Origin of the sequence: Micromonospora sp. NPDC000316 (assembly GCF_042898885.1) — a bacterium.
GTDB lineage: Bacteria > Actinomycetota > Actinomycetes > Mycobacteriales > Micromonosporaceae > Micromonospora.
This window is the reverse complement of sequence record NZ_JBIAZG010000003.1, coordinates 238927-257173: the sequence shown is the minus strand read 5'-3', so window position 1 is coordinate 257173 and position 18247 is coordinate 238927. Positions and strand designations below refer to the sequence as shown.

17 protein-coding genes and 1 other RNA gene are annotated in these 18247 nt (G+C 70.1%); 4 read left to right on the top strand and 14 right to left on the bottom strand.

Translation table 11 applies throughout. From position 1 onward, the window contains the following. Positions 1-203 precede the first annotated feature (203 nt). Positions 204-622: RNase P RNA component class A (gene rnpB / locus ACFY2Q_RS09430), an RNA gene on the bottom strand. Positions 623-752: 130 nt separating this feature from the next. Between rnpB and ACFY2Q_RS09425 the strand changes: the two genes are divergently transcribed. After that, entirely contained in the window at positions 753-1514 is a 762-nt protein-coding gene (locus tag ACFY2Q_RS09425; RefSeq protein WP_387128746.1) for a sulfite exporter TauE/SafE family protein, read from the top strand. Positions 1515-1525: 11 nt separating this feature from the next. Here ACFY2Q_RS09425 and ACFY2Q_RS09420 read toward each other — a convergent pair whose 3' ends face one another. Further along, positions 1526-2758, bottom strand: coding sequence for an MFS transporter (locus ACFY2Q_RS09420; protein ID WP_387128745.1), 1233 nt, complete (start codon positions 2756-2758; stop codon positions 1526-1528). Between the two features lie 54 nt (positions 2759-2812). Between ACFY2Q_RS09420 and ACFY2Q_RS09415 the strand changes: the two genes are divergently transcribed. Then, positions 2813-3301: a MarR family winged helix-turn-helix transcriptional regulator gene (locus tag ACFY2Q_RS09415; protein WP_387128744.1), complete on the top strand. Its 489-nt coding sequence runs from the start codon at positions 2813-2815 to the stop codon at positions 3299-3301. A gap of 92 nt (positions 3302-3393) precedes the next feature. Here the strand turns inward: ACFY2Q_RS09415 and ACFY2Q_RS09410 are convergent, their stop codons facing one another. Further along, complete coding sequence (locus ACFY2Q_RS09410; protein WP_387128743.1) at positions 3394-4284, bottom strand: NmrA/HSCARG family protein; 891 nt, start codon at positions 4282-4284, stop codon at positions 3394-3396. A gap of 87 nt (positions 4285-4371) precedes the next feature. Here ACFY2Q_RS09410 and ACFY2Q_RS09405 point away from each other — a divergent pair, with 87 nt between their 5' ends. Further along, a complete protein-coding gene (locus ACFY2Q_RS09405) occupies positions 4372-4944 on the top strand; it encodes a TetR/AcrR family transcriptional regulator (protein ID WP_387128742.1) in 573 nt (190 codons plus the stop codon). Between the two features lie 46 nt (positions 4945-4990). Here the strand turns inward: ACFY2Q_RS09405 and ACFY2Q_RS09400 are convergent, their stop codons facing one another. Both ACFY2Q_RS09400 and ACFY2Q_RS09395 read right to left on the bottom strand, forming a co-directional pair. Further along, positions 4991-6187 carry a serine hydrolase domain-containing protein gene (locus tag ACFY2Q_RS09400; protein WP_387128740.1) on the bottom strand — a complete coding sequence of 399 codons (1197 nt, stop codon included), beginning with the start codon at positions 6185-6187 and terminating at the stop codon, positions 4991-4993. Between the two features lie 119 nt (positions 6188-6306). Beyond that, positions 6307-7317, bottom strand: coding sequence for an aldo/keto reductase (locus tag ACFY2Q_RS09395; RefSeq protein WP_387128739.1), 1011 nt, complete (start codon positions 7315-7317; stop codon positions 6307-6309). A gap of 160 nt (positions 7318-7477) precedes the next feature. Between ACFY2Q_RS09395 and ACFY2Q_RS09390 the strand changes: the two genes are divergently transcribed. After that, the gene (locus ACFY2Q_RS09390; protein ID WP_357011917.1) at positions 7478-8359 is read left to right on the top strand and encodes an AraC family transcriptional regulator; all 882 of its coding nucleotides are present in this window, start codon (positions 7478-7480) and stop codon (positions 8357-8359) included. 96 nt (positions 8360-8455) lie between these two features. On the opposite strand, the gene mctP is transcribed toward ACFY2Q_RS09390, so the two are convergent. From mctP to ACFY2Q_RS09345, 9 genes are all read right to left on the bottom strand, one after another. Continuing rightward, entirely contained in the window at positions 8456-10105 is a 1650-nt protein-coding gene (gene mctP, locus ACFY2Q_RS09385) for a monocarboxylate uptake permease MctP (protein WP_387128738.1), read from the bottom strand. After that, positions 10105-10347, bottom strand: a complete 243-nt coding sequence (locus ACFY2Q_RS09380; RefSeq protein WP_387128737.1) for a DUF3311 domain-containing protein — start codon at positions 10345-10347, stop codon at positions 10105-10107. Before ACFY2Q_RS09380 ends, mctP begins: the two co-directional genes overlap by 1 nt. Positions 10348-10588: 241 nt before the next feature. Then, entirely contained in the window at positions 10589-13018 is a 2430-nt protein-coding gene (locus tag ACFY2Q_RS09375) for a M14 family zinc carboxypeptidase (RefSeq protein WP_387128736.1), read from the bottom strand. 148 nt (positions 13019-13166) lie between these two features. After that, complete coding sequence (locus tag ACFY2Q_RS09370; RefSeq protein WP_350874228.1) at positions 13167-13247, bottom strand: putative leader peptide; 81 nt, start codon at positions 13245-13247, stop codon at positions 13167-13169. A gap of 89 nt (positions 13248-13336) precedes the next feature. Beyond that, the gene (locus tag ACFY2Q_RS09365) at positions 13337-14500 is read right to left on the bottom strand and encodes a bifunctional RNase H/acid phosphatase (RefSeq protein WP_387128735.1); all 1164 of its coding nucleotides are present in this window, start codon (positions 14498-14500) and stop codon (positions 13337-13339) included. Between the two features lie 3 nt (positions 14501-14503). Continuing rightward, the gene (locus tag ACFY2Q_RS09360; protein WP_387128734.1) at positions 14504-15241 is read right to left on the bottom strand and encodes a zinc ribbon domain-containing protein; all 738 of its coding nucleotides are present in this window, start codon (positions 15239-15241) and stop codon (positions 14504-14506) included. After that, the gene (locus ACFY2Q_RS09355) at positions 15231-16067 is read right to left on the bottom strand and encodes a Nif3-like dinuclear metal center hexameric protein (protein WP_387129120.1); all 837 of its coding nucleotides are present in this window, start codon (positions 16065-16067) and stop codon (positions 15231-15233) included. Before ACFY2Q_RS09355 ends, ACFY2Q_RS09360 begins: the two co-directional genes overlap by 11 nt. A 125-nt stretch (positions 16068-16192) precedes the next feature. Further along, positions 16193-16765 carry a flavoprotein gene (locus ACFY2Q_RS09350; protein ID WP_387128733.1) on the bottom strand — a complete coding sequence of 191 codons (573 nt, stop codon included), beginning with the start codon at positions 16763-16765 and terminating at the stop codon, positions 16193-16195. Between the two features lie 16 nt (positions 16766-16781). Beyond that, a complete protein-coding gene (locus ACFY2Q_RS09345) occupies positions 16782-18011 on the bottom strand; it encodes a helix-turn-helix domain-containing protein (protein ID WP_387128732.1) in 1230 nt (409 codons plus the stop codon). Positions 18012-18247 lie beyond the last annotated feature (236 nt).

The following is an 18247-nucleotide window of genomic DNA, read 5'->3' as shown; positions in this document are numbered from 1 at the left end:
GCTACCGCGCCAGTCCAACCCCAGGACTGGCATGCCACCGGGTCACCGAGGCGAGGTAGTTGCTCCACCGCCAGGCCAACTGACTCAGCGCTCAGGGCGTCGTCAGGGCGTCAAACGCCGCCCAATGTTGACCATGAACAACCATCGACACCCGAACATAGAACCAGCTCAGAGCCTTGATCACGCTCCGAGCTGGTGGGCGACGGACGAGTCGACCTGTACGCCGGATTCTGTGCGCGGCGCGTACCCCAAAAGGGGTTTGCGCCGGCGGCGGCCATCCATCTCGGCCTGCCGTTGCCGGCAGGCTCCAGCGGCCTACCCGCAGACATCGGGCGGGCAGCCCTCAAGCGTCTGCGCCGGGTCGTCATCTTGCGGTGACGGCCCTTACTTGGCCTTGCTCCGGGTGGGGTTTACCGAGCCACCCCGGTCACCCGGGGTGCTGGTGGGCTCTTACCCCACCGTTTCACCCTTACCGACCCCCGTGGGGGTTGGCGGTCTGTTTTCTGTGGCACTGTCCCGCGGGTCGCCCCGGGTTGCCGTTAACAACCACCCTGCCCTGTGGAGTCCGGACGTTCCTCGGCGGCGGGCCGGAGCCCGCCGACGCGACCGCCCGGTCGACTCGTCCGTCGCGCTCCCATCCTAACGACGTGCGGTCCGCCGGTATTGCCGCCCCGCCTGGGCAAGATCGCGCAGCTCAGGGGCGGTGGTCCGGCGGATTCGTTCCGGGGGGCTAGGGCTAACCTCTGAGGGCTATGGATCTCTCCCACGCCGCGCTGCTGCTCGCCGCCGGTCTCGCCGCTGGCACGGTCAACGCGGTGGCCGGTGGTGGTTCGCTGATCACCTTTCCGGCGATGATCGCGGCCGGGTTGCCGCCGGTGCCGGCGAACGTCAGCAATTCGGTGGCCGTGTTCCCCGGCTACGTGGCAAGCGTGGCGGGCAGCAAGGCAGATTTGCCACGCCCTCGGGCGCTGGCGACCCTCGTGCCCACCACCTTGGTCGGAACGATCGTGGGGGCGCTGCTGCTGCTGGCCACGCCCGCCCGCGCGTTCGAGGTGGTCGTACCCTTCCTGGTGCTCGGTGCGACAGCGGTCCTGGCCTTTCAGGATCCGCTGCGCCGGTTGGTGGGGCATCCCCGCGACCTGTCGCCGCGCCGCCGGACGGTCGCGGTGCAGACGATGGTCGCGCTCGGCGCGGTGTACGGCGGCTACTTCGGCGCGGCGCTCGGGGTGATGCTTGTCGCCGGTCTGGCCCTGGTGCTGGACGCGACCCTGGCCCGGGTGACCGCGATCAAGAATCTGCTCTCCGCGCTGGTGGGCCTCACGACGCTCGTGGTGTTCGCCCTGTTCGGCCCGGTGAACTGGGCGGCCGTCGCGGTGGTCGCGCCAGCCACGCTGATCGGTGGGTACGCCGGTGCTCGGCTCGTCCGCCGGCTGCCGCCGGTGGTGCTCAAGACGCTGATCGTGGTGTTCGGCACGACGATCGGCCTCTACCTGCTCTGGCGCGCGCTGAGCTGATCCGGGCGTCGTCAGTACGCCTCGCCGACCGGCGCCTCCGGGGCGTGTTCGGTGTCGGCGGCGGCGCGGTTCCAGCGGGCCCAGAGCACCCGCTCGCCGTAGCCGGCGGCCATCACGTGCGCGAAGGCCAGGTAGGCCAGCACACCGACGGCGAGCACCCCGAAGCCGACCCAGTACGGCAGCGACAGCGAGTGCTCGGCGAGCTTGCCGGAGATGATCGGCGCGGGCGCGGCGGCACCCCAGCGGACGAGGTTGAACGCGCCGGTGGCGACCCGGCGGTCGCTGGAGCCGAGGCCGAGCGCCAAGTCGGTGAGGTTGGCGTTGGCGAGCCCCATGCAGAGCCCGGAGAGCACCAGCACCACGAGCGCTTCGGCGGTGCTTGTCGAGGTGGCGAAGAGGACCATGCAGACCAGCAGCCCGACGATGGCCACGCCGATGGTCTGCACCGCGCCGATCCGGTGGGCGAGCCGGTGGCCGATCACCAGGATGCCGGCGGCCAGACCGAGCCCCCAGCCGGTGAACGCCAACCCCAGCGGGATGACGTCCAGGCCGAGGAAGAGCGGCGTGTAGCCGAGCACCACGAAGAAGACGAAGTTGTACGTGCCGGTGACCACGCAGAGCACGATGAACGCCGGGCGGCGGTAGGTGGCGAAGATCTGGCCGGTACGCACCGAGGGCTGCCGGTTTGTCGGCTCGCGCAGCTTGCGGGCGGCCACGCCGAGGGCGAGGACCATGAACACGCCGCAGACGAAGAACGGCAGCCGCCAGCTGACCTGGCCGAGCAGGCCGCCGATCAGTGGGCCGACGGCGAAGCCGAGACCGAGTGCGGTTTCGAAGAGACTCACCGCCCATTCCCTGTCGACGGCCAGGTTGACGAGCACCACCATGGCGGTGGCGAAGAACATCGCGTTGCCCAGCCCCCAGACGCCGCGCAGCACGGAGAGCTGCACGATGTTGTCGCTGAGCGAGGCGAGGATCGCGGCGACGCCGACCACGGAGACGCCGGTGATCAGCACCGGTTTGAAGCCGAACCGGCCGCTGGCGAGCGTCGCCGGGATCATGCCGAGGGCCATGACCGCGATGTACGCGGTGAACAGCAGCTCGACCTGCCAGGCGGTGACTCCGATCGCCTCGCCGATGGCGGGCAGGATCGGGTCGACGACGGCGATGCCGGCGATGGCGAGGAAGGCCACCAGTGTGGTGGCGTAGATGGCACTGCGGTTCGGTTCGGATCGCCGATCCACTGCGACTCCCCAGGTAGCTGTATGATACAGGCAATTACTCTGTATCATACAGCTATGAGCGACGACCCCCACCGGGACACCGAACCCGCCCTCGACGAGGCCACCCTCGGCCGCATCGAGACCGAGGTCGCCCTGCTGATGCGGTTCGGCGAGGCGACCCGGCGGGCCACCGACACGGCCGAGCACCGGGTGCTCGACCGTGCGGCGTACGTGATCCTGCGCCACCTGGACGCCGCCGGCCCGCAGAACGTCTCAGTGCTCGCGGCCCGGCTCAACCTGGACGGCTCGACAGTGACCCGGCAGGTGACCGCGCTCCAGCGGGACGGCCTGATCACCCGTACCCCGGATCCGTCGGACGGCCGGGGCACTGTCATCTCCCCCACCACCGCCGGCCTGCACCGCATGGCGGCAGTGCGGGCCGCGCGGACCCGGCTCTACGGCGACATGCTTGCCGACTGGACCACCGCCGACCGGGACGACCTGGCGCGGTTGCTGAACCGCCTCAACCAGGCCCTCGTGGACCGCAACCGCCGCCGCTCCTGAGCCGCCGCCCGCCGCGGTCGTTCCTGAACCCCGCGCCGATGCCCGACTCCCGCCGCGCCTGACGCCTGGTGGCGCCATCGACGGGCGGGGCGTCAGGAGAACGTCCGCCGCGCCCAGGTGCGGAAGTCGGTGGTCGGCAGACCCAGGGCGCGGGCCATCTCCGGCCGGGCGGGGCTCCCGTTCTCGTTGATCTGCTCGACCGCCTTGACCATGGCGGGCAGCAGGCCACGCTCGACGGCCTGCTGAGGGGTGAACACGGGCGCGGTGATCTCCCGGCCGGTGACCTCGCTCAGGATGGCCGCGACCTCGGTCATGGTGAGCATGTCTCCGGCGAGTTCGACGTCCAGGCCGGTGAACTTGTCCGGGTTGGTGAACGCGGTCGCCGCAGCCTCGCCGATATCGTCGACGGCGATCCACGGCAGTCGGGTGTCCGCCGCGAAGCCCGTGATGATCGTGCCGCTGGACCAGTCGCCGAAGAGGTAGGACCAGCCCATGAGGTTTTCCATGAAGGTCGAGGGCTTGAGGACGGTCCAGTGCGCGAAGCCACCGGAGCGCACCATCTCGTCGATGGCCGCCTTGCTCTCCCAGTAGTGCCTGTCCCACCGGCCCTCGGCCCATCCGGGCTGGTTGCGGTGGAACTCGCCGGCACCCGAGACGCTGCTGTGCACGACGTGCGACACGCCCGCCCGGCGCGCGGCCTCGACGACGTTGCGACCGCGGGTCACCTCGGCGTCGCCCTGCATGTCCGTCACGTCGGGAAACGGGATGGAGAAGAGGCCGTCCATCCCGTCCGCCGCGGCGAGCAGCGACTCCGCGTCGTCCAGGTCGCCCTTGACCAGTTCGGCGCCCCGAGCCCGCAGAGCCTGGGCGCTGTCGGTGCCGAAATCGCGGACCAGGGCGCGGACCACGACGCCACGGTCGAGCAGTGCTCGGGCCGTGGCCCCGCCCTGCTTGCCCGTCGCGCCGATGACGAGAACAGCCATGATGCCTCCTGAGATTCAAAGTGGGGTAGCACCCCACTTCTCGTCGGCTACGATATGGGGGACCACCCCACTTTGGCAAGGCGGGCCATGAGAGCGGACGCGCAGCGCAACTACGACCGCATCATCACGGCGGCCTCCGAGGCGATCGCCCGGGACGGCGCGTACGCGTCGCTGGAGGACATCGCCCGATCCGCCGGGGTGGGATCGGCGACCCTGCACAGGCGCTTCCCCACCCGCTGGTCCCTGCTCCAGGCGGTCTTCCGCGGCTGTGTCGGCAATCTCGCGAAGCGGGCCGAGGATCTGCGTGACGCGCCGGATGCCCTCGACGCGCTGACGACCTGGCTGCACGAGGTGACCGCGTATGCCACGACAACCCGCGGCCTCGCGGAATCGCTTCTGAACGAGCCCGTCGAGGAGACCGACACCTGCGGCACGATGCTCGTCGCCGCCGGTGAACCACTGCTGCGCCGAGCGATCGACGAAGGCTCGGTACGGCCCGACATCACCATGGCCGACCTGATGATTCTCGCCAACGGCATCTCACTCGCGGCGCAACCGATGGGCGCGGCCAAGGCGGAACACCTACTGACCCTTGCCCTGCAGGGAATTGGGTCAGCGGGCCGACCGCCGTCGCGCGCCGCAGACGCACGCCCCGTGTAGACCGGCACGAGCCGGTCCACACGGGCGGCGGGTGACCAGGGCCGCGTCAGCGGGCCGTGCCGCAGAGCGCCATCTCGACGCTGCGGTTCACCGCACCGAGCATCTGCTCGGTGGTCGGCAGGCCGGTCACGGCCACAACGGCGCTCCGGCCGTCGCTGGTGGCGAGGTTGCGGGTCTCGAAGCCCTGGATGTCGCCGCCGTGACCCCAGGCGTAGCCGCCGCAGGGCAGCTCGTACCGGGCGACACCCAGCCCGTACGCGTACTCCCCGCTCGGCTCGAACCCGGGCGCGGGCACTGTCGTCGTCAGGGCCGCCTGCTGCGCGGGCTTGAGCAGCCTGCCGCCCACAAGCGCGTCGAAGAAGGTCCGCAGCTCGTCCGGCGTCGACACCAGTTGACCGGCGGCCCAGCCGAGGGACGGGTCCATCTCGGTGACGTCCACCCACGGCGTGCCCGGCGCCACCGCGACGTAGCCGTGCGGGTGAGTGCCACGAAGCGACTGCTCCCCGACGCCCGGCCAGTAGGTGTCGCGCAGGCCGAGCGGCCTGATGATGCGGTTGGTGATCTCCTCGCCGATCGGACGTTCGGTGACCTGCTCGACGATGAGCCCGGCGAGGACGTAGTTGGTGTTGCTGTACTCCCACTTCTCCCCTGGCGGGAAGTGCGGTGCGCTGGTGAGGGCCGCGTCCACCAGTCGGCGCGGCTCGTAGTACGAGTGGCTCTTGTCGATCAGGTCCTGCGACTTGGTGAACAGCACGTCGTCGTAGTCGGGCAGGCCGCTGGTCTGCTGCAGCAACTGTCGTACGGTGATCCTGCTGCCGTCGTTGCCGTTGTCGCGCACGACCCCGGGCAGGTAGTGCTCGACGGTCCCGTCCAGATCGATGCGGCCCTCGCCCACCAACTGCAGGACGACCACCGCGGTGAAGCTCTTGGTGTTGCTGCCGATGCGGACCTGGCCGTCACGCGGGACCGGGCGGCGCGTCTGGAGGCTACTGACGCCGGCGGTGTAGTCGCTGACCCGCCCGCCGCTCCCCCGCACGGAGGCGAGCGCGCCGGGGAAGCCGTGCTCGTCGACCAGGCCGTCCAGTTGCCGCTGCACGACGTCCCGGGGACCGTCGTGCCGGCCGGTGTCGGCGAACGCCGAGGGGCCGGTAAGGGCTGCGCCGACCGTGACGGCGGCCAACGCGGCGCTGACCATCCGCACGGTTCGGCGACGGCGGGAGGGATCGCTCGGTGTCACGGGCATGATGGCTCCTCGGTGTCGGAAACGCTGATGCCATCAATGGTTCAAGAAGCCCGATAGCTGGACGATCCCCCCTGCTGCCCACCATTGGTACAGCCTGCGCTACCTCGGGCCGGTGGTTGTCAGTACCGGACGCTGTCGGAGGTCAGCCAGGGCATCGCGCCGGTCGGCTGGCCGTCCACTGTGGCTCCCGCGAAGGCGATCCTCGGTGCGAGGTGCCGATTGTTGTCGGCGGGGAAGTTCAACGTGGGTGTCGACACCTCGTCGAGTCGTTCCGTCTGCCGCGGCGACAACCGCACGTCCACCGCGTCCAGGTTCGCCTTCAGTTGGTCGAGGCGCCGCGCACCGATCAGCACCGAGCTCACGCCCGGTCGGGCACCCACCCAGGCCAGCGCTGCCGCCGCCGGCGTCACTCCGGCGTCAGCGGCCACCTCGTGCAGTACGTCGATGACCTGCCAGTCACGCTCGGCAGGGCCGCCCACCAGTGCGCCACGCTTCGTGTCCACGGAGTCGTTCCCACGGCGGAACTTGCCGGAGAGCCAGCCGCTCTTGAGCGGACCCCAGGGCAGCACTCCGAGGCCGTGCTCGGCCGCCATCGGGACGAGTTCCCCTTCGGCGGTCCGTTCGAGCAGCGAATACTCGGCCTGCAATCCGATCGCCGGCGTCCACCCGCGGAAGTGGGCGACGATCTGCGCCTCGGCCGCCTTCCACGCGGGCAGATCCGACAGGCCCACGTACCGGATCTTGCCGGCCGTGACGAGGTTGTCGAGGGCGCGCAGGGTCTCCTCGACCGGTACGCCCCGATCCCAGTTGTGCAGCCAGTAGATGTCCAGGTAGTCGGTGCGCAGCCGGCGCAGCGACTCCTCCACCTGGGCCACCACGGCCTTGCGCCCGGCGCCGCCGCCGTTGGGATCGCCGAGGAACAGGTTGCCGAAGAACTTGGAGCCGAGGACGATGCGGTCTCGCAGGCCCGGCCGAGAGGCCAGGTAGTCGCCGATGATCTTCTCGGAGTGGCCGTTGGTGTAGATGTTGGCGGTGTCGATGGAGTTGCCGCCACGTTCCAGATATTCGGTGAGGATCGCCTCCGACTCGGCGACCGAGGCTCCCCATCCATGATCCTCCCCGAAGGTCATGGTACCCAGGGTGTACGGGCTGATGCGCAGGCCAGAGCGGCCAAGAGTGACGAAACTGTTGAGTGGCATATGTCCAGTTTACAATCCGCAGGCGCCGGTGCGGGTAGATCGATACTGCCACCGCGTTGCCTGATCCTGCCAAGTTGGGCAGGATGAGCGCATGAGCGCGCTGCCCGAGATCCGCGACCTGGTGCGGCGCCACGCCGGGCGGCCGACGCCAGCCGGGCTCGGCCTGCACCGCAGCGACTCCCCCACCGAGCCGATGCCGGCCCAGACCGCGCCGACCTTCGCCCTGGTCGTGCAGGGCACGAAGCGCGCCGTCCTGGGAAAGCGCGTGTTCACGTACGGGTCCGGGCAGTTCATCGTCGCGTCCTTGGAACTGCCGGTGATCACCCACATCACCCGGGCCACTCCCGACGAGCCGTACCTGGTGCTGGGCCTGGCGCTGCGGCCGCCGCTGATCGCGGAGTTGCTGGTGGAGACGCCACCCGGGCGGGGCGAGCCGGCGGCCGGCATCGCGGTCAGCACCGCCGGCGACGACCTGCTCGACGCGCTGGTGCGGCTGCTACGCCTGCTCGACCGTCCCCAAGACCAGCGCGTGCTCTGGGCGGGCCTGGAGCGTGAGGTGGTCTGGCGGTTGCTGACCAGCGAGCAGGGCGGCACGGTCCGGCAGATCGGGCTGGGCGGCGGCAACATCGTGCAGATCGAGCGGGCGATCCGCTGGATCCGCGACCATCACGCCGACCTGTTCCGGGTCGAGGACGTGGCGCGCGTCGCCGGGATGAGCGTGACGTCCCTGCATCGCCACTTCCGGGCGATCACCACGATGACGCCGATCCAGTTCCAGAAGGTCATTCGGCTCCAGGAGGCACGGTCTCGGCTGCTCGCCGAGCCCGGCGACGTGGCGGCCGTCGGGTTCGCGGTCGGCTACGAGAGCGCGTCGCAGTTCAGCCGTGAGTACCGCCGACTGTTCGGGCTGCCGCCGGGCCAGGACGCGGCCCGCCTTGCCCGGCTTGATCCCGCACAACTCGCCGACGGGTGACCCCCCTTTCGTCGATCATGGAGTTGTGGCGGTGGACGAATGGCGCGAGTCACCATCAGCCAGGCACCACAACTCCATGATCGACCGGGTGAGGGGTTAGGCGACTGGTTCGGGGGTGGGGGTGGCGTCTCGGTTGGGGCCGGGGGTTACGCGGGGGTCGCCCTCGTCGGCGAAGTAGTCGTCCGGAGTGGTGCCGTCCACGCCCTCGGGTGTCTTGGCTGCCCGCAGGATCAGCGTCAGCAGGGCCGCTACCGCCAGGTTGACAAGCACCGCCACGATGCCGACGTAGATCGTCTTGGGGGTGTCGAAGCCGAACTTCTCCAGCGGGAACGCCGAGCCGCCGAAGTGCTTCCGGGTCGGGCTGGCAACCTGGTAGAGCATCCACATGCCGAGCCCCATGCCGGCGACCCAGCCGGCGATAAGCGCGGTCCGGTGGAACCACCGCGTGTAGAGGCCCAGCGCCACCGCCGGCAACGTCTGGAGGATGATCACGCCGCCGATGAGCTGGAGGTCGATCGAGAACTGCGGGTCGAGGAAGACGATGCAGGCCACCGCGCCGACCTTGACCACCAGCGACGTGATCTTCGAGACGTTCGCCTCCTGCGCGGCTGTCGCGTCCCGCTTCAGGTACTCCTTGTAGATGTTGCGGGTGAACAGGTTCGCCGCCGCGATCGACATGATGGCCGCCGGCACCAGAGCGCCGATGCCGATGGCGGCGTAGGCGACCCCGGCGAACCAGTCCGGGAACTGCTGGTCGAACAGCAACGGCACGATCGTGTTGTTGTCGACGCTGCCCTCCGTCGCCCCGGGCAGCGGCTTCACCCCCGCCGCGATGGCCATGTAGCCGAGCAGCGCGATCAGACCGAGCAGCAGGCTGTACGCGGGCAGCGCCGACATGTTCCGCTTGATCACGTCACGGTTCCGGCTGGCCAGCACACCTGTGATGCTGTGTGGATAGAGGAACAGCGCAAGCGCCGAACCGAACGCCAGGGTGACGTACTGGAGTTGGTTGTTGCCGTTGAGCAGGATGCCGTCGTTCGGGTTCGGCGACGCCTGGAACTTCGCGTCCGCCGCGTCGAAGATGTCACCCCAGCCACCCAGCTTGTAGGGCAGGTAGATGACCGCCACCAGGATCACGATGTAGATCAGGCTGTCCTTGACGAACGCGATGAGCGCCGGCGCGCGCAGCCCCGACTGATAGGTGTACGCGGCCAGGATGGCGAACGCGATGATGATCGGCAGATGCCGGGCCAGGGTGCTCTCCCCCGTCACGCCCATGGTCTTGAGGACCGCCTCGATGCCGACAAGTTGCAGGGCGATGTACGGCATCGTGGCCACGATGCCGGTGATCGCGATCAGCAGCGCCAGCACCGGCGAGTCGAACCGCCTGCGGACGAAGTCGGCAGGGGTCACGAAGCCGTGCCGGTGCGAGACCGACCAGAGCCTGATCAGCACCAGGAAGACGAGCGGGTAGACGACGATCGTGTAGGGCACCGCGAAGAACCCGGCCGCGCCGGCTCCGAACATCAGCGCCGGCACCGCCACGAATGTGTACGCGGTGTAGAGGTCACCGCCGACAAGGAACCAGGTGATCCAGCCGCCGAAGCTCCGGCCGCCCAGACCCCACTCGTCCAGGTGCGCCATGTCCTTCGGTGCCCGCCAGCGCGCCGCCACGAAGCCCATGGCACTGACCAACAGGAACAGCAGGGAGAAGACGATGATCTCGGTGAGGTGATCGCGCCACATCAGCGGGCCCCCCGCCTCTTCGTCATCTGGTAGACGAACGTCGTGGTGGACACGCCGAGCAGGATCCAGGCCAGTTGCAGCCAGTAGTAGCGCGGGAACCCGAAGACCCGGGGTGCGTCGCCATTGAAGAACGCCGGGATCAGCGGCACCACGATGGGGAGGAAGAGCAACCAGTTCCAGGGGCTGTGGTCCTTTGCCCTGGACGGCGCCGTGGCGGGCGCCTCCGGTTCCGGTGCAGCCATCTGACACACCTCCGGGGAGTCGTGACACTCGATGTAACGGCCGGAGGCTACGACTCTGTGACCGCCGTCACGATCCGTGCGGGGGTGGCGGTGCGCCGAACGGTGTCCGTATTGCGCCGAACGGCATCGACAGGCGTACCCGGTGTCGGGCCGGTCCGACCGACCCGGGAACGGCGTGGGGCCCGGGTGCGATTCGCACCCGGGCCCCACGTGGGCAGATCGTCAGATCACCCGATCGGCATTACCGCTGAGCAGTCCAGAGCAGCGCCCGGCCGAGCTGCGACTGCAGACCCTTGGGGTGCAGGCGGAACGTCGGGTCGGTGCCGAACAGCACCACACCGTTGCCGGTGCTGGAGACGGCCCGCACGATGCTGGCCTGGTTGGCAGCCGCGGCCTGACCGTTGGCGCCGCCGGTGGCCCACCAGCCGGACAGCAGCGGGTCGGCGGCGTACGACTGCTCGACCTGGACGTTGGCGCCCAGGTTGGTGAACCAGACAGGCTGGCTGATGAACGCGTGCGGGATGGCCGAGGTGGTGACCGGCCCGCCGTTGTTCACGATGTTCGCCACACCACTTGCCAGGCTCGGCGCTGCCGTGGCGGTCACGCTCAACAGCCCCGTGCCGTTACCGAAGGCCGCCCCGGGGGTGCCAAGGCCGACCACGCCGCCGCCGCGAGCCAGGAAGGCGTCCAGGGCGGCCCGGTTCTCGGCGGTCAGGTTCGTCAGGTTGACGTTGCTGGCGACAAACAGCACGTCGACGTCAGACGTCAGGGTGGTGGCAAGCGTGGCGGCGGTCACCGCACGCGCCTCGAAGCCCAGGGCGGCGAGGGTGTCCCGCTCCTCGACAGTGCCGACGTAGCCGACCACTACCCGGTTGAGCAGAGTGCCCCGCCAACCCTTCGGCGCGGCCGTGAAGCTCACGCCGTGGGCCTTCACCTCGGCACGTGCCAGCTTCTGGTTGGCCGGAGTGTTCGGAACGACAACCGATCCGTCCGCGAGCCGGTAGACCGCGACGTTCTTGGCCAGCAGCGAGTTCACCACGAGCAGGTCGGCCGCGTCCCGCAGGTCCAGGCGCAGGTCGGACTTACCGGCGGGCAGGGTGCCCTCGGCCCGCGCGTCGTTGATCCGCTCCAGGCGCACCCCGGGCAGGGTGTTCCACAGCGTGTCCACTGTGGCGCCCCAGGTCAGCCCCTGGCTCCAGGCGCCCGGGCCGGCGTAGAGGTCGTCCACGCGGTCGGTGATGTCCGCGCCCGGTTCGAGAAGCGAGTTGACCAGGCCGCGCTTGGGCTGGTGCATGTCGATGACGTACGAGCCGGCCTGGTAGGACTTGCCGCCGGCCTTGAACGCCTTCTTCGCCTGCCACACCCGGCCACCACTGCCGATCAGCAGGTTGACCAGACGCGCCGCGGCGGGCTCGGAGCGCTGCCCGGTGCCAGCCGGGATGACGTACGAGCGGGGGAATTCGGTGTTGTAGTTGTCCTCCGGACCCCAGCCCGGCACGTACTCGTCCGGGATGTTGCGCAGCGGCTCACCGGCCAGGCCACGGCGGTAGACCTCGGCCTGGTCGTGCAGCACCTGCGCCCGGTTGTCCTGGATGTAGCGCAGCGAGGTGCGGATCGCCACCTCGTGCACGTCGGTGTTGATGCCGGAGCGACGGACCCGCTCGGCGGGGGTGAGGTTGGTGCCGCGCGGGTTCAGCGGCGCCTCGATGGTGTACGGGATGCTGCTCTGGAGCATGGCGAACGACGGCACGTAGATCGGCGGGAAGTCGTCCCACACGCCCGGCGCGTCGTCGCGGAACGGGATCCGGGCACTCTGGGTCTCGGCGTAGCCCAGACCGCGCAGGTCCTGCTCGATCGCCAGGGCGTTCGGCAGGCCGTGCTTGATGTAGAGGTCGTACTCGTTGTTGACGTTGTGCGGCGGGGTGCTGGGGTGCAGCAGGGTCGGGTTGACGTACCCGTGCAGGTCCAGCGTGATGATCGGCTTGGTGTCGATGATCAGGTCGCGGATGATTTTGGTCTCGGGCTGCGAGACGATTGTCAGGTCGCGGTTGAGGTCGTAACCCGCCGAGTTGGGCCGGGTGCCGGCCACACGCCCGTCCGGGTTGGCGGTGACGATGAAGACCAGCCGGTTGCGCTTCAGCAGCGTGGCCGCCTCGGGGCTGCGGTCGGTGGCGAGGTCCTCGATGACCCGCAGCGCCGCGTCGGTGCCCTCCCACTCGTTGCCGTGCAGGTTGCCGTTGACCAGGAGCGGGGTCTTGTAGCCGGCCAGCAGCTTGCGGTCCCGCTGCGCCCGGGCCGGGTCGTCCTCGATGAGCCGCTTCCAGGTCTCCTGCTGCTGGGCCTCGCTGCGGCTCTCCGGTGCGGTCACGGTGACCACGTACAGGTCGTAGCCGCCGGCGGACTTACCGGCGACGCGGGCCGAGACCCGGTTGCTCGCACGCTGGATGGCGTTCAGCTTCGGCGCGATCTCGTCGTACGGAACGACACCAATCGGGATCGACGCGTCGGCCGGATTGTCCGGCCAGAGCGGGAGCGTGTTCTGCTGGGGGTAGCCGCGAACGTCGGAGTGGCCGGGGCCGTGCTGCGGCGCGTGGTGGCCCGGGGTGGGGTTACCCGGTTTGGCGGACGCCGCATTTGTCAGGGCCACGGTGGCGAGCAACGCGGTGCTCACCGCCGTCACGGTGAGGCGGGATAGACGTCTCGTAGGCAACATGGACAGATCTCCTGTCGGGAGGTACGCAGGCGGACGCGCCGCCGGGCCGGAGACCAGCGGTGAAAGGGGGACGTCCGTAGCGTGCGAGGAAGGGATGGACCCGGCGTCAGATAGAGCGTCGACAGGCTGCGCTGGCGACGCGCAGGAGGTCGATGTGACCCCGCTTCGTCAGGTGAACGCTTCGCACAAACCGATCTTGGGTCGCGCACGCTCCACTGTCAACGGTTTCTGCCCTGGTGGGAGCCCCAGAGCCAAAACCCTCCCGCCAGGTGGGAATTAGTCGATCTTGGTGAGGTGCGCGGTGTCGTTGACCGTACGAACGGCGACTCCGCCGTCGGGCCACATGTCGAGCACCGAAATGCCGGCCGCGTCCAGGAACAGTCGGTGCAGGAAACCGTCACCGGCGGCGAGGGCGTCGCGCAGCGCCAGCTTGATCGGCGAGACGTGGGAGACGATCACCACGGTCTCCGCCGGGTACGCCGTGGGCAGCGCCTCGATGACCCGTCGGATGCGCTCGGCCACCTGGGTGAACGACTCACCACCGGGCGGGGCGACCCGAGGAGAGACGAGCCAAGCGTCCATCTCCCCCGGCCACTGCTGGCGCACCTCCGCGAAGGTACGCCCCTCCCACTGGCCGAAGTCACACTCGATCAGGTCGTCCTCGGTGCGGACCGGCACGTCACCGAGCGCCCCGGCGATCGCCGCCGCCGTCGACGTACACCGGGACAGCGGTGAGCTGAGCACGGCCGCGACGGACGGGGCCAGCGCGGCGACCCGTGCGGCGGTGGCGCGGACCTGAGCCCGGCCGCGCTCGGAGAGCGGCACGTCGCCGCGGCCGGAGTAGCGGCGCTGCTCGGTGTACTCGGTCTCGCCGTGGCGCACAAGGATCAGCCGGGTGGCGGTGAAGCTCGGACGCGGCTCCCAGGAGACCGGCGCGGTCGCCGGGTCGGTGCCGGTCGAGGCACCGCCGGCCGGGGCGCTGGCCGAGGCCGGGGCGCTGGCGGCGGCCGGCGGCGGCGTGGATCGACCGGCGGCGGCGTCCATCGCGGCGTTGGCGAGCGCGTCGGCGTGCCGGTTCTGGTCGCGGGGAATCCAGGTGAACCGGACAGCGGCGAACCGGCCCACAAGCGTCGCCGCCTGGGCGGCGAGCGGACGCAGGCCCGGGTGCTTGATCTGCCACCGGCCGCACATCTGCTCGACCACAAGCTTCGAGTCCATCCGGACGTCCACCTCGCCGGCACCCAACTCGGCGGCGGCCGTCAGCCCGGCGATCAGACCCTGATACTCGGCGACGTTGTTGGTCGCCGTACCCAATGACTCGGCGCGTTCGGCGAGCACCTCGCCGGTCTCCGAGTCGCGCACCACCGCGCCGTAGCCGGCCGGACCCGGGTTGCCCCGGGACCCGCCGTCGGCCTCGACGACGACCACGCGCGGTGCCACGACCTACAGACCCGACTCGTTGGTACGGACCATGATCCGTCGGCAGTCCTCGCAGCGGACCACGTCGTCCGGGGCGGTCTTGCGGATCCGGGCCACGTCGGCGCCGGACAGCTCCAGCCGGCAGCCGCCGCAGCGGCCCGCCGTGAGCAGCGCGGCACCCAGCCCGGTCTCCTCGCGGATCTTCTCGTAGAGGGTGACCAACTCGCCCGGAAGGTCGGCCGCGAGGGGCTGACGGGCCCCCCGCTTGAACTCCTCCTCCTTGGCGATCTCGGCAAGCGCGTCGTCGCGGCGCTGCTCGGTGGCGGCCCGCTTCTCCCGCGTGTCGGCCAGCCGCTGCTCCACGCCGTCCAGCACGCTCTGCGCGGTCTCCCGCTGCTCCATCAACTCCAGCTCGGCGTCCTCCAGGTCGCCCTGGCGCCGGTTGAGCGAGACCAGCTCGTGCTGCAGCGCCTCAAGCTCCCGGGCCGGGCCGGTGCCTGCGGCGAGCCGGTTCTGGTCCTTCTCCTTGCGGGCCCGGACCTGGTCGACGTCCTTCTCCAGACGGGCGATGTCCCGGTCCAGGTCGTCGACCGCCACCTGCGCGCGGACCCGCTCGTCCTCCAGCGACGACAGCTCCCGGGCCAGCGCCTCCAGCTCGGCCCGCTCCGGCAGCGACCGGCGTCGGTGCGCGAGCTGGGCGAGGTTGGTGTCGATCGCCTGAAGGTCGAGCAGGCGGCGCTGGACCTTGGGGTCAGCCTTCACGGTCGGGCTCCTTGTCGTCCACAACGGTTGCGGCGGCGTGCACGGTCCACGGGTCGGTGTCCAGGTCGGACACCAGCGTCTCGACGCCCGGCGCCTCCCGCAGGAGGGCTGCCAGATCGTCCAGCCACGGTCGTTCGGTCGCCCAGTGGGCGGCGTCGATCAGGGCGGGACCATCGGCCGCGATGTGCTCGCCGGCCGGATGGTGCCGCAGGTCGGCGGTGAGGAACGCGTCCACCCCGGCGGCGGTCGCGGCGCCGAGGAAACTGTCCCCCGACCCGCCGCTGACGGCGAGGGTACGAACCATACGCCCGGGATCCCCCGCCGCGCGAACCCCCCACGACGTGACAGGGAGCACGGCGGCGGCGTGCCGGGTCAACTCGGCCAGGGTCATCGGGCGGGGCAGCTCGCCGACCCGGCCGAAGCCCCGGTCGTCGCCGTACGCGGCCGAACCGGGTGCGGGCTGCTGCAACGGGCGCAGCCCGGTCAGGCCGAACCGGGCGGCGAGGGCATCGGACACGCCAGGGGACGCGACGTCGGCGTTTGTGTGCGCCACGTAGAGCGCCACCCCGGCCCGGATCAACTGGTGCACGATCCGGCCCTTGAAGGTCGTCGGAGCGACAGACGAGACACCCCGCAGCAGCAGCGGGTGATGCGAAACGATCATGTCCGCCTCGACGGCCAGCGCCTCGGCCACCGTCTCGGGCACCACGTCGACCACACAGAGCACCCGGCGGACCGGGGCGGCCGGCTCCCCGAGCACGAGGCCGACCCGATCCCACTCCTCGGCCCAGACCGGCGGGTAGCGCCGTTCCAGCTCGGCGACCACGTCGGTCACCGAGGGGGCGGATACGCATACGCTCACGGCGGCCCAGCTTACCGGCGTGGCGGCGGTCCGGCGGCGACGCCCGGCCGGGACGGTCGGGTGACCCGCCGGACGCGACCGCCGAACGCTCAGGCCGCGCGGTACGCGACGGAACGCAGCGCGGCCAGCGGCATCTGCCAGGGGAACACGTGCAGGTGCTGCTCACCTGTCCCGGGCGGGTGCAGTGCGACGACATGATCACCGAAGAGCATCGTGACACCCCAGTCGGCCAGCCGAGCCACACCGGCCCGGAACGCCGGGTGGGCGGCCATCGCGACGTTCGTGTACGGCACGGCAACGATGGGCAGGCCCTTGCCCTGCGCCTCGACAAGCAACCCGAGGGCGAGCGTGTCAGCGATCCCGGCCGCCCACTTGTTTACCGTGTTCACTGTCGCCGGGCAGACGATCATGGCGTCGGCCGGCGGCAGCACGTCCGGATCATCGGGATTCTTGTAGTGCGTTCGCACCGGATGCCCGGTCTGGCGGGCCAGGGCGGACTTGTCGACGAACTTGGCGCCGTCCGGTGTGGTGACCACGCAGACATCCCAGTCGTCCTGCTGGGCCAGGTCGACCAGACGCCCGACGTGACGGGCCAGCGGCGAACCGCAGGCGATGACATAGAGCACCGCGCGGTGCTCGCTGGTGCGCTGTCCGCCGGCCATCAGACCGGCTCCGTGCTCATACCCCTACTCCCATGTGCTCAGCCAACTCCGCTATCGGAGAAGGCGGCGCACCACGTGTGCGACGAAGGATGTCCGACATGACCTCGTGGGCGATCGGCCGGCAGCGGATCTCCGACGGCGCGAGCCGATCACCGAGCAGCAGCATCTCGCCGGCGTTCGCCACGTCGCCCATCTGCGCGTACCCGCGGGCGATGTCGAGCAGGTGGTGGGCGCGGCGTTCCGGCAGCAGCGCATTGAACAAGGGCTCCGAGATGCGCAGCTGATGCACCTCCACCGCGCGACCACCGTCGCCCAACTCCACGGCGGCGGCAGCCCGGTGCAGCTCGACGTTCGTCGGGCCGAACGACGTCCAGTAGTGGTTCTGGTCGCTGCCGAGCAGCGTCGCGGCCTCCTCCGCACAGTTGATCAGGTCGTCGACGCTTGCCGAGTCACCGATCCGGGAGGCGGCCATCGCGCCCTGGAGCAGCAGCATCCCGTAGACCGAGAGCCGCGCCGGGGTGACCTCGTTGCTCCCGCCGGGCGCCAGCCGGTTGGCGATCTGGACGTTCAACTCCAGCGCCGGACGGGCCCGGCCCATGGCGACCAGGGCGTTGCAGACCCGGGTGGTGGCGATGCCGGCCAGCAACTGGTCGTCGGCACGCTGGGCCACCGCCATCGACCGGTCCGCGGCCAGCCAGGCCAGCTCGCACTCGCCGAGCTTGCGCAACACCGAGGAGGCGATCTGATAGACCTGGCCGAGCAGATGAGCCGCCTCCGGAGCCTGCGCGCCGTCGTAGGCGGCGTCGGCCGCCTGGGCGTCGCGCAGCAGCTTCGGCAGCGCCCGGGTGAGCATCCCGTAGCGGCCGTACTGGTAGGTGAGCCAGGCGTGGTTGACGGCCTTGCGCATGTCGTCAAGCGGGGGCGGGCAGGGCGCCGCGTCGAAGTAGGCGCTCATCGAGTCGTACCGCTCCAGGGCCGCCCGGATCTCCTGCACCTCGACCTGGTCGATGCAGTTCAACGCGTCCGTACGCCGCTCCGGGTCACGACCCAGCAGCAGTTGCACGTCCATCTGGAGGATGTCGGCGATCTCGTAGAGGACCGAGAACTTGTCCAGCCGACGGACGCCACGCTCGACCTTGTCCACCCAGCTCTTCGACTTGCCCAACCGGTCGGCGAACACCTGCTGCGACATCTTGCGTCGGCCCCGCCAGTAGGCCACTCGCCGCCCTATGGGTAGCTCGTCCATCTCCCCATCCCCTCCCCTGCCGCCACCGTCCATCGGGCCGGGGCGATGTCCGCGGGTGCGGCGATCCAGCGTGCTCTTCAGGTTTCCGCTGGTCGCACAGCCTGTACGTCAGCCAGACAGCCAGTCCTCGTACTTTTCGTGCAAGTTGCACGAGCCGTTCGTCAACCTCAACGATCGTGGGTTACGGCAGTGACGGTGCTCGACATGCGACCTGGCGATCGCCAGGCCCGACGAGG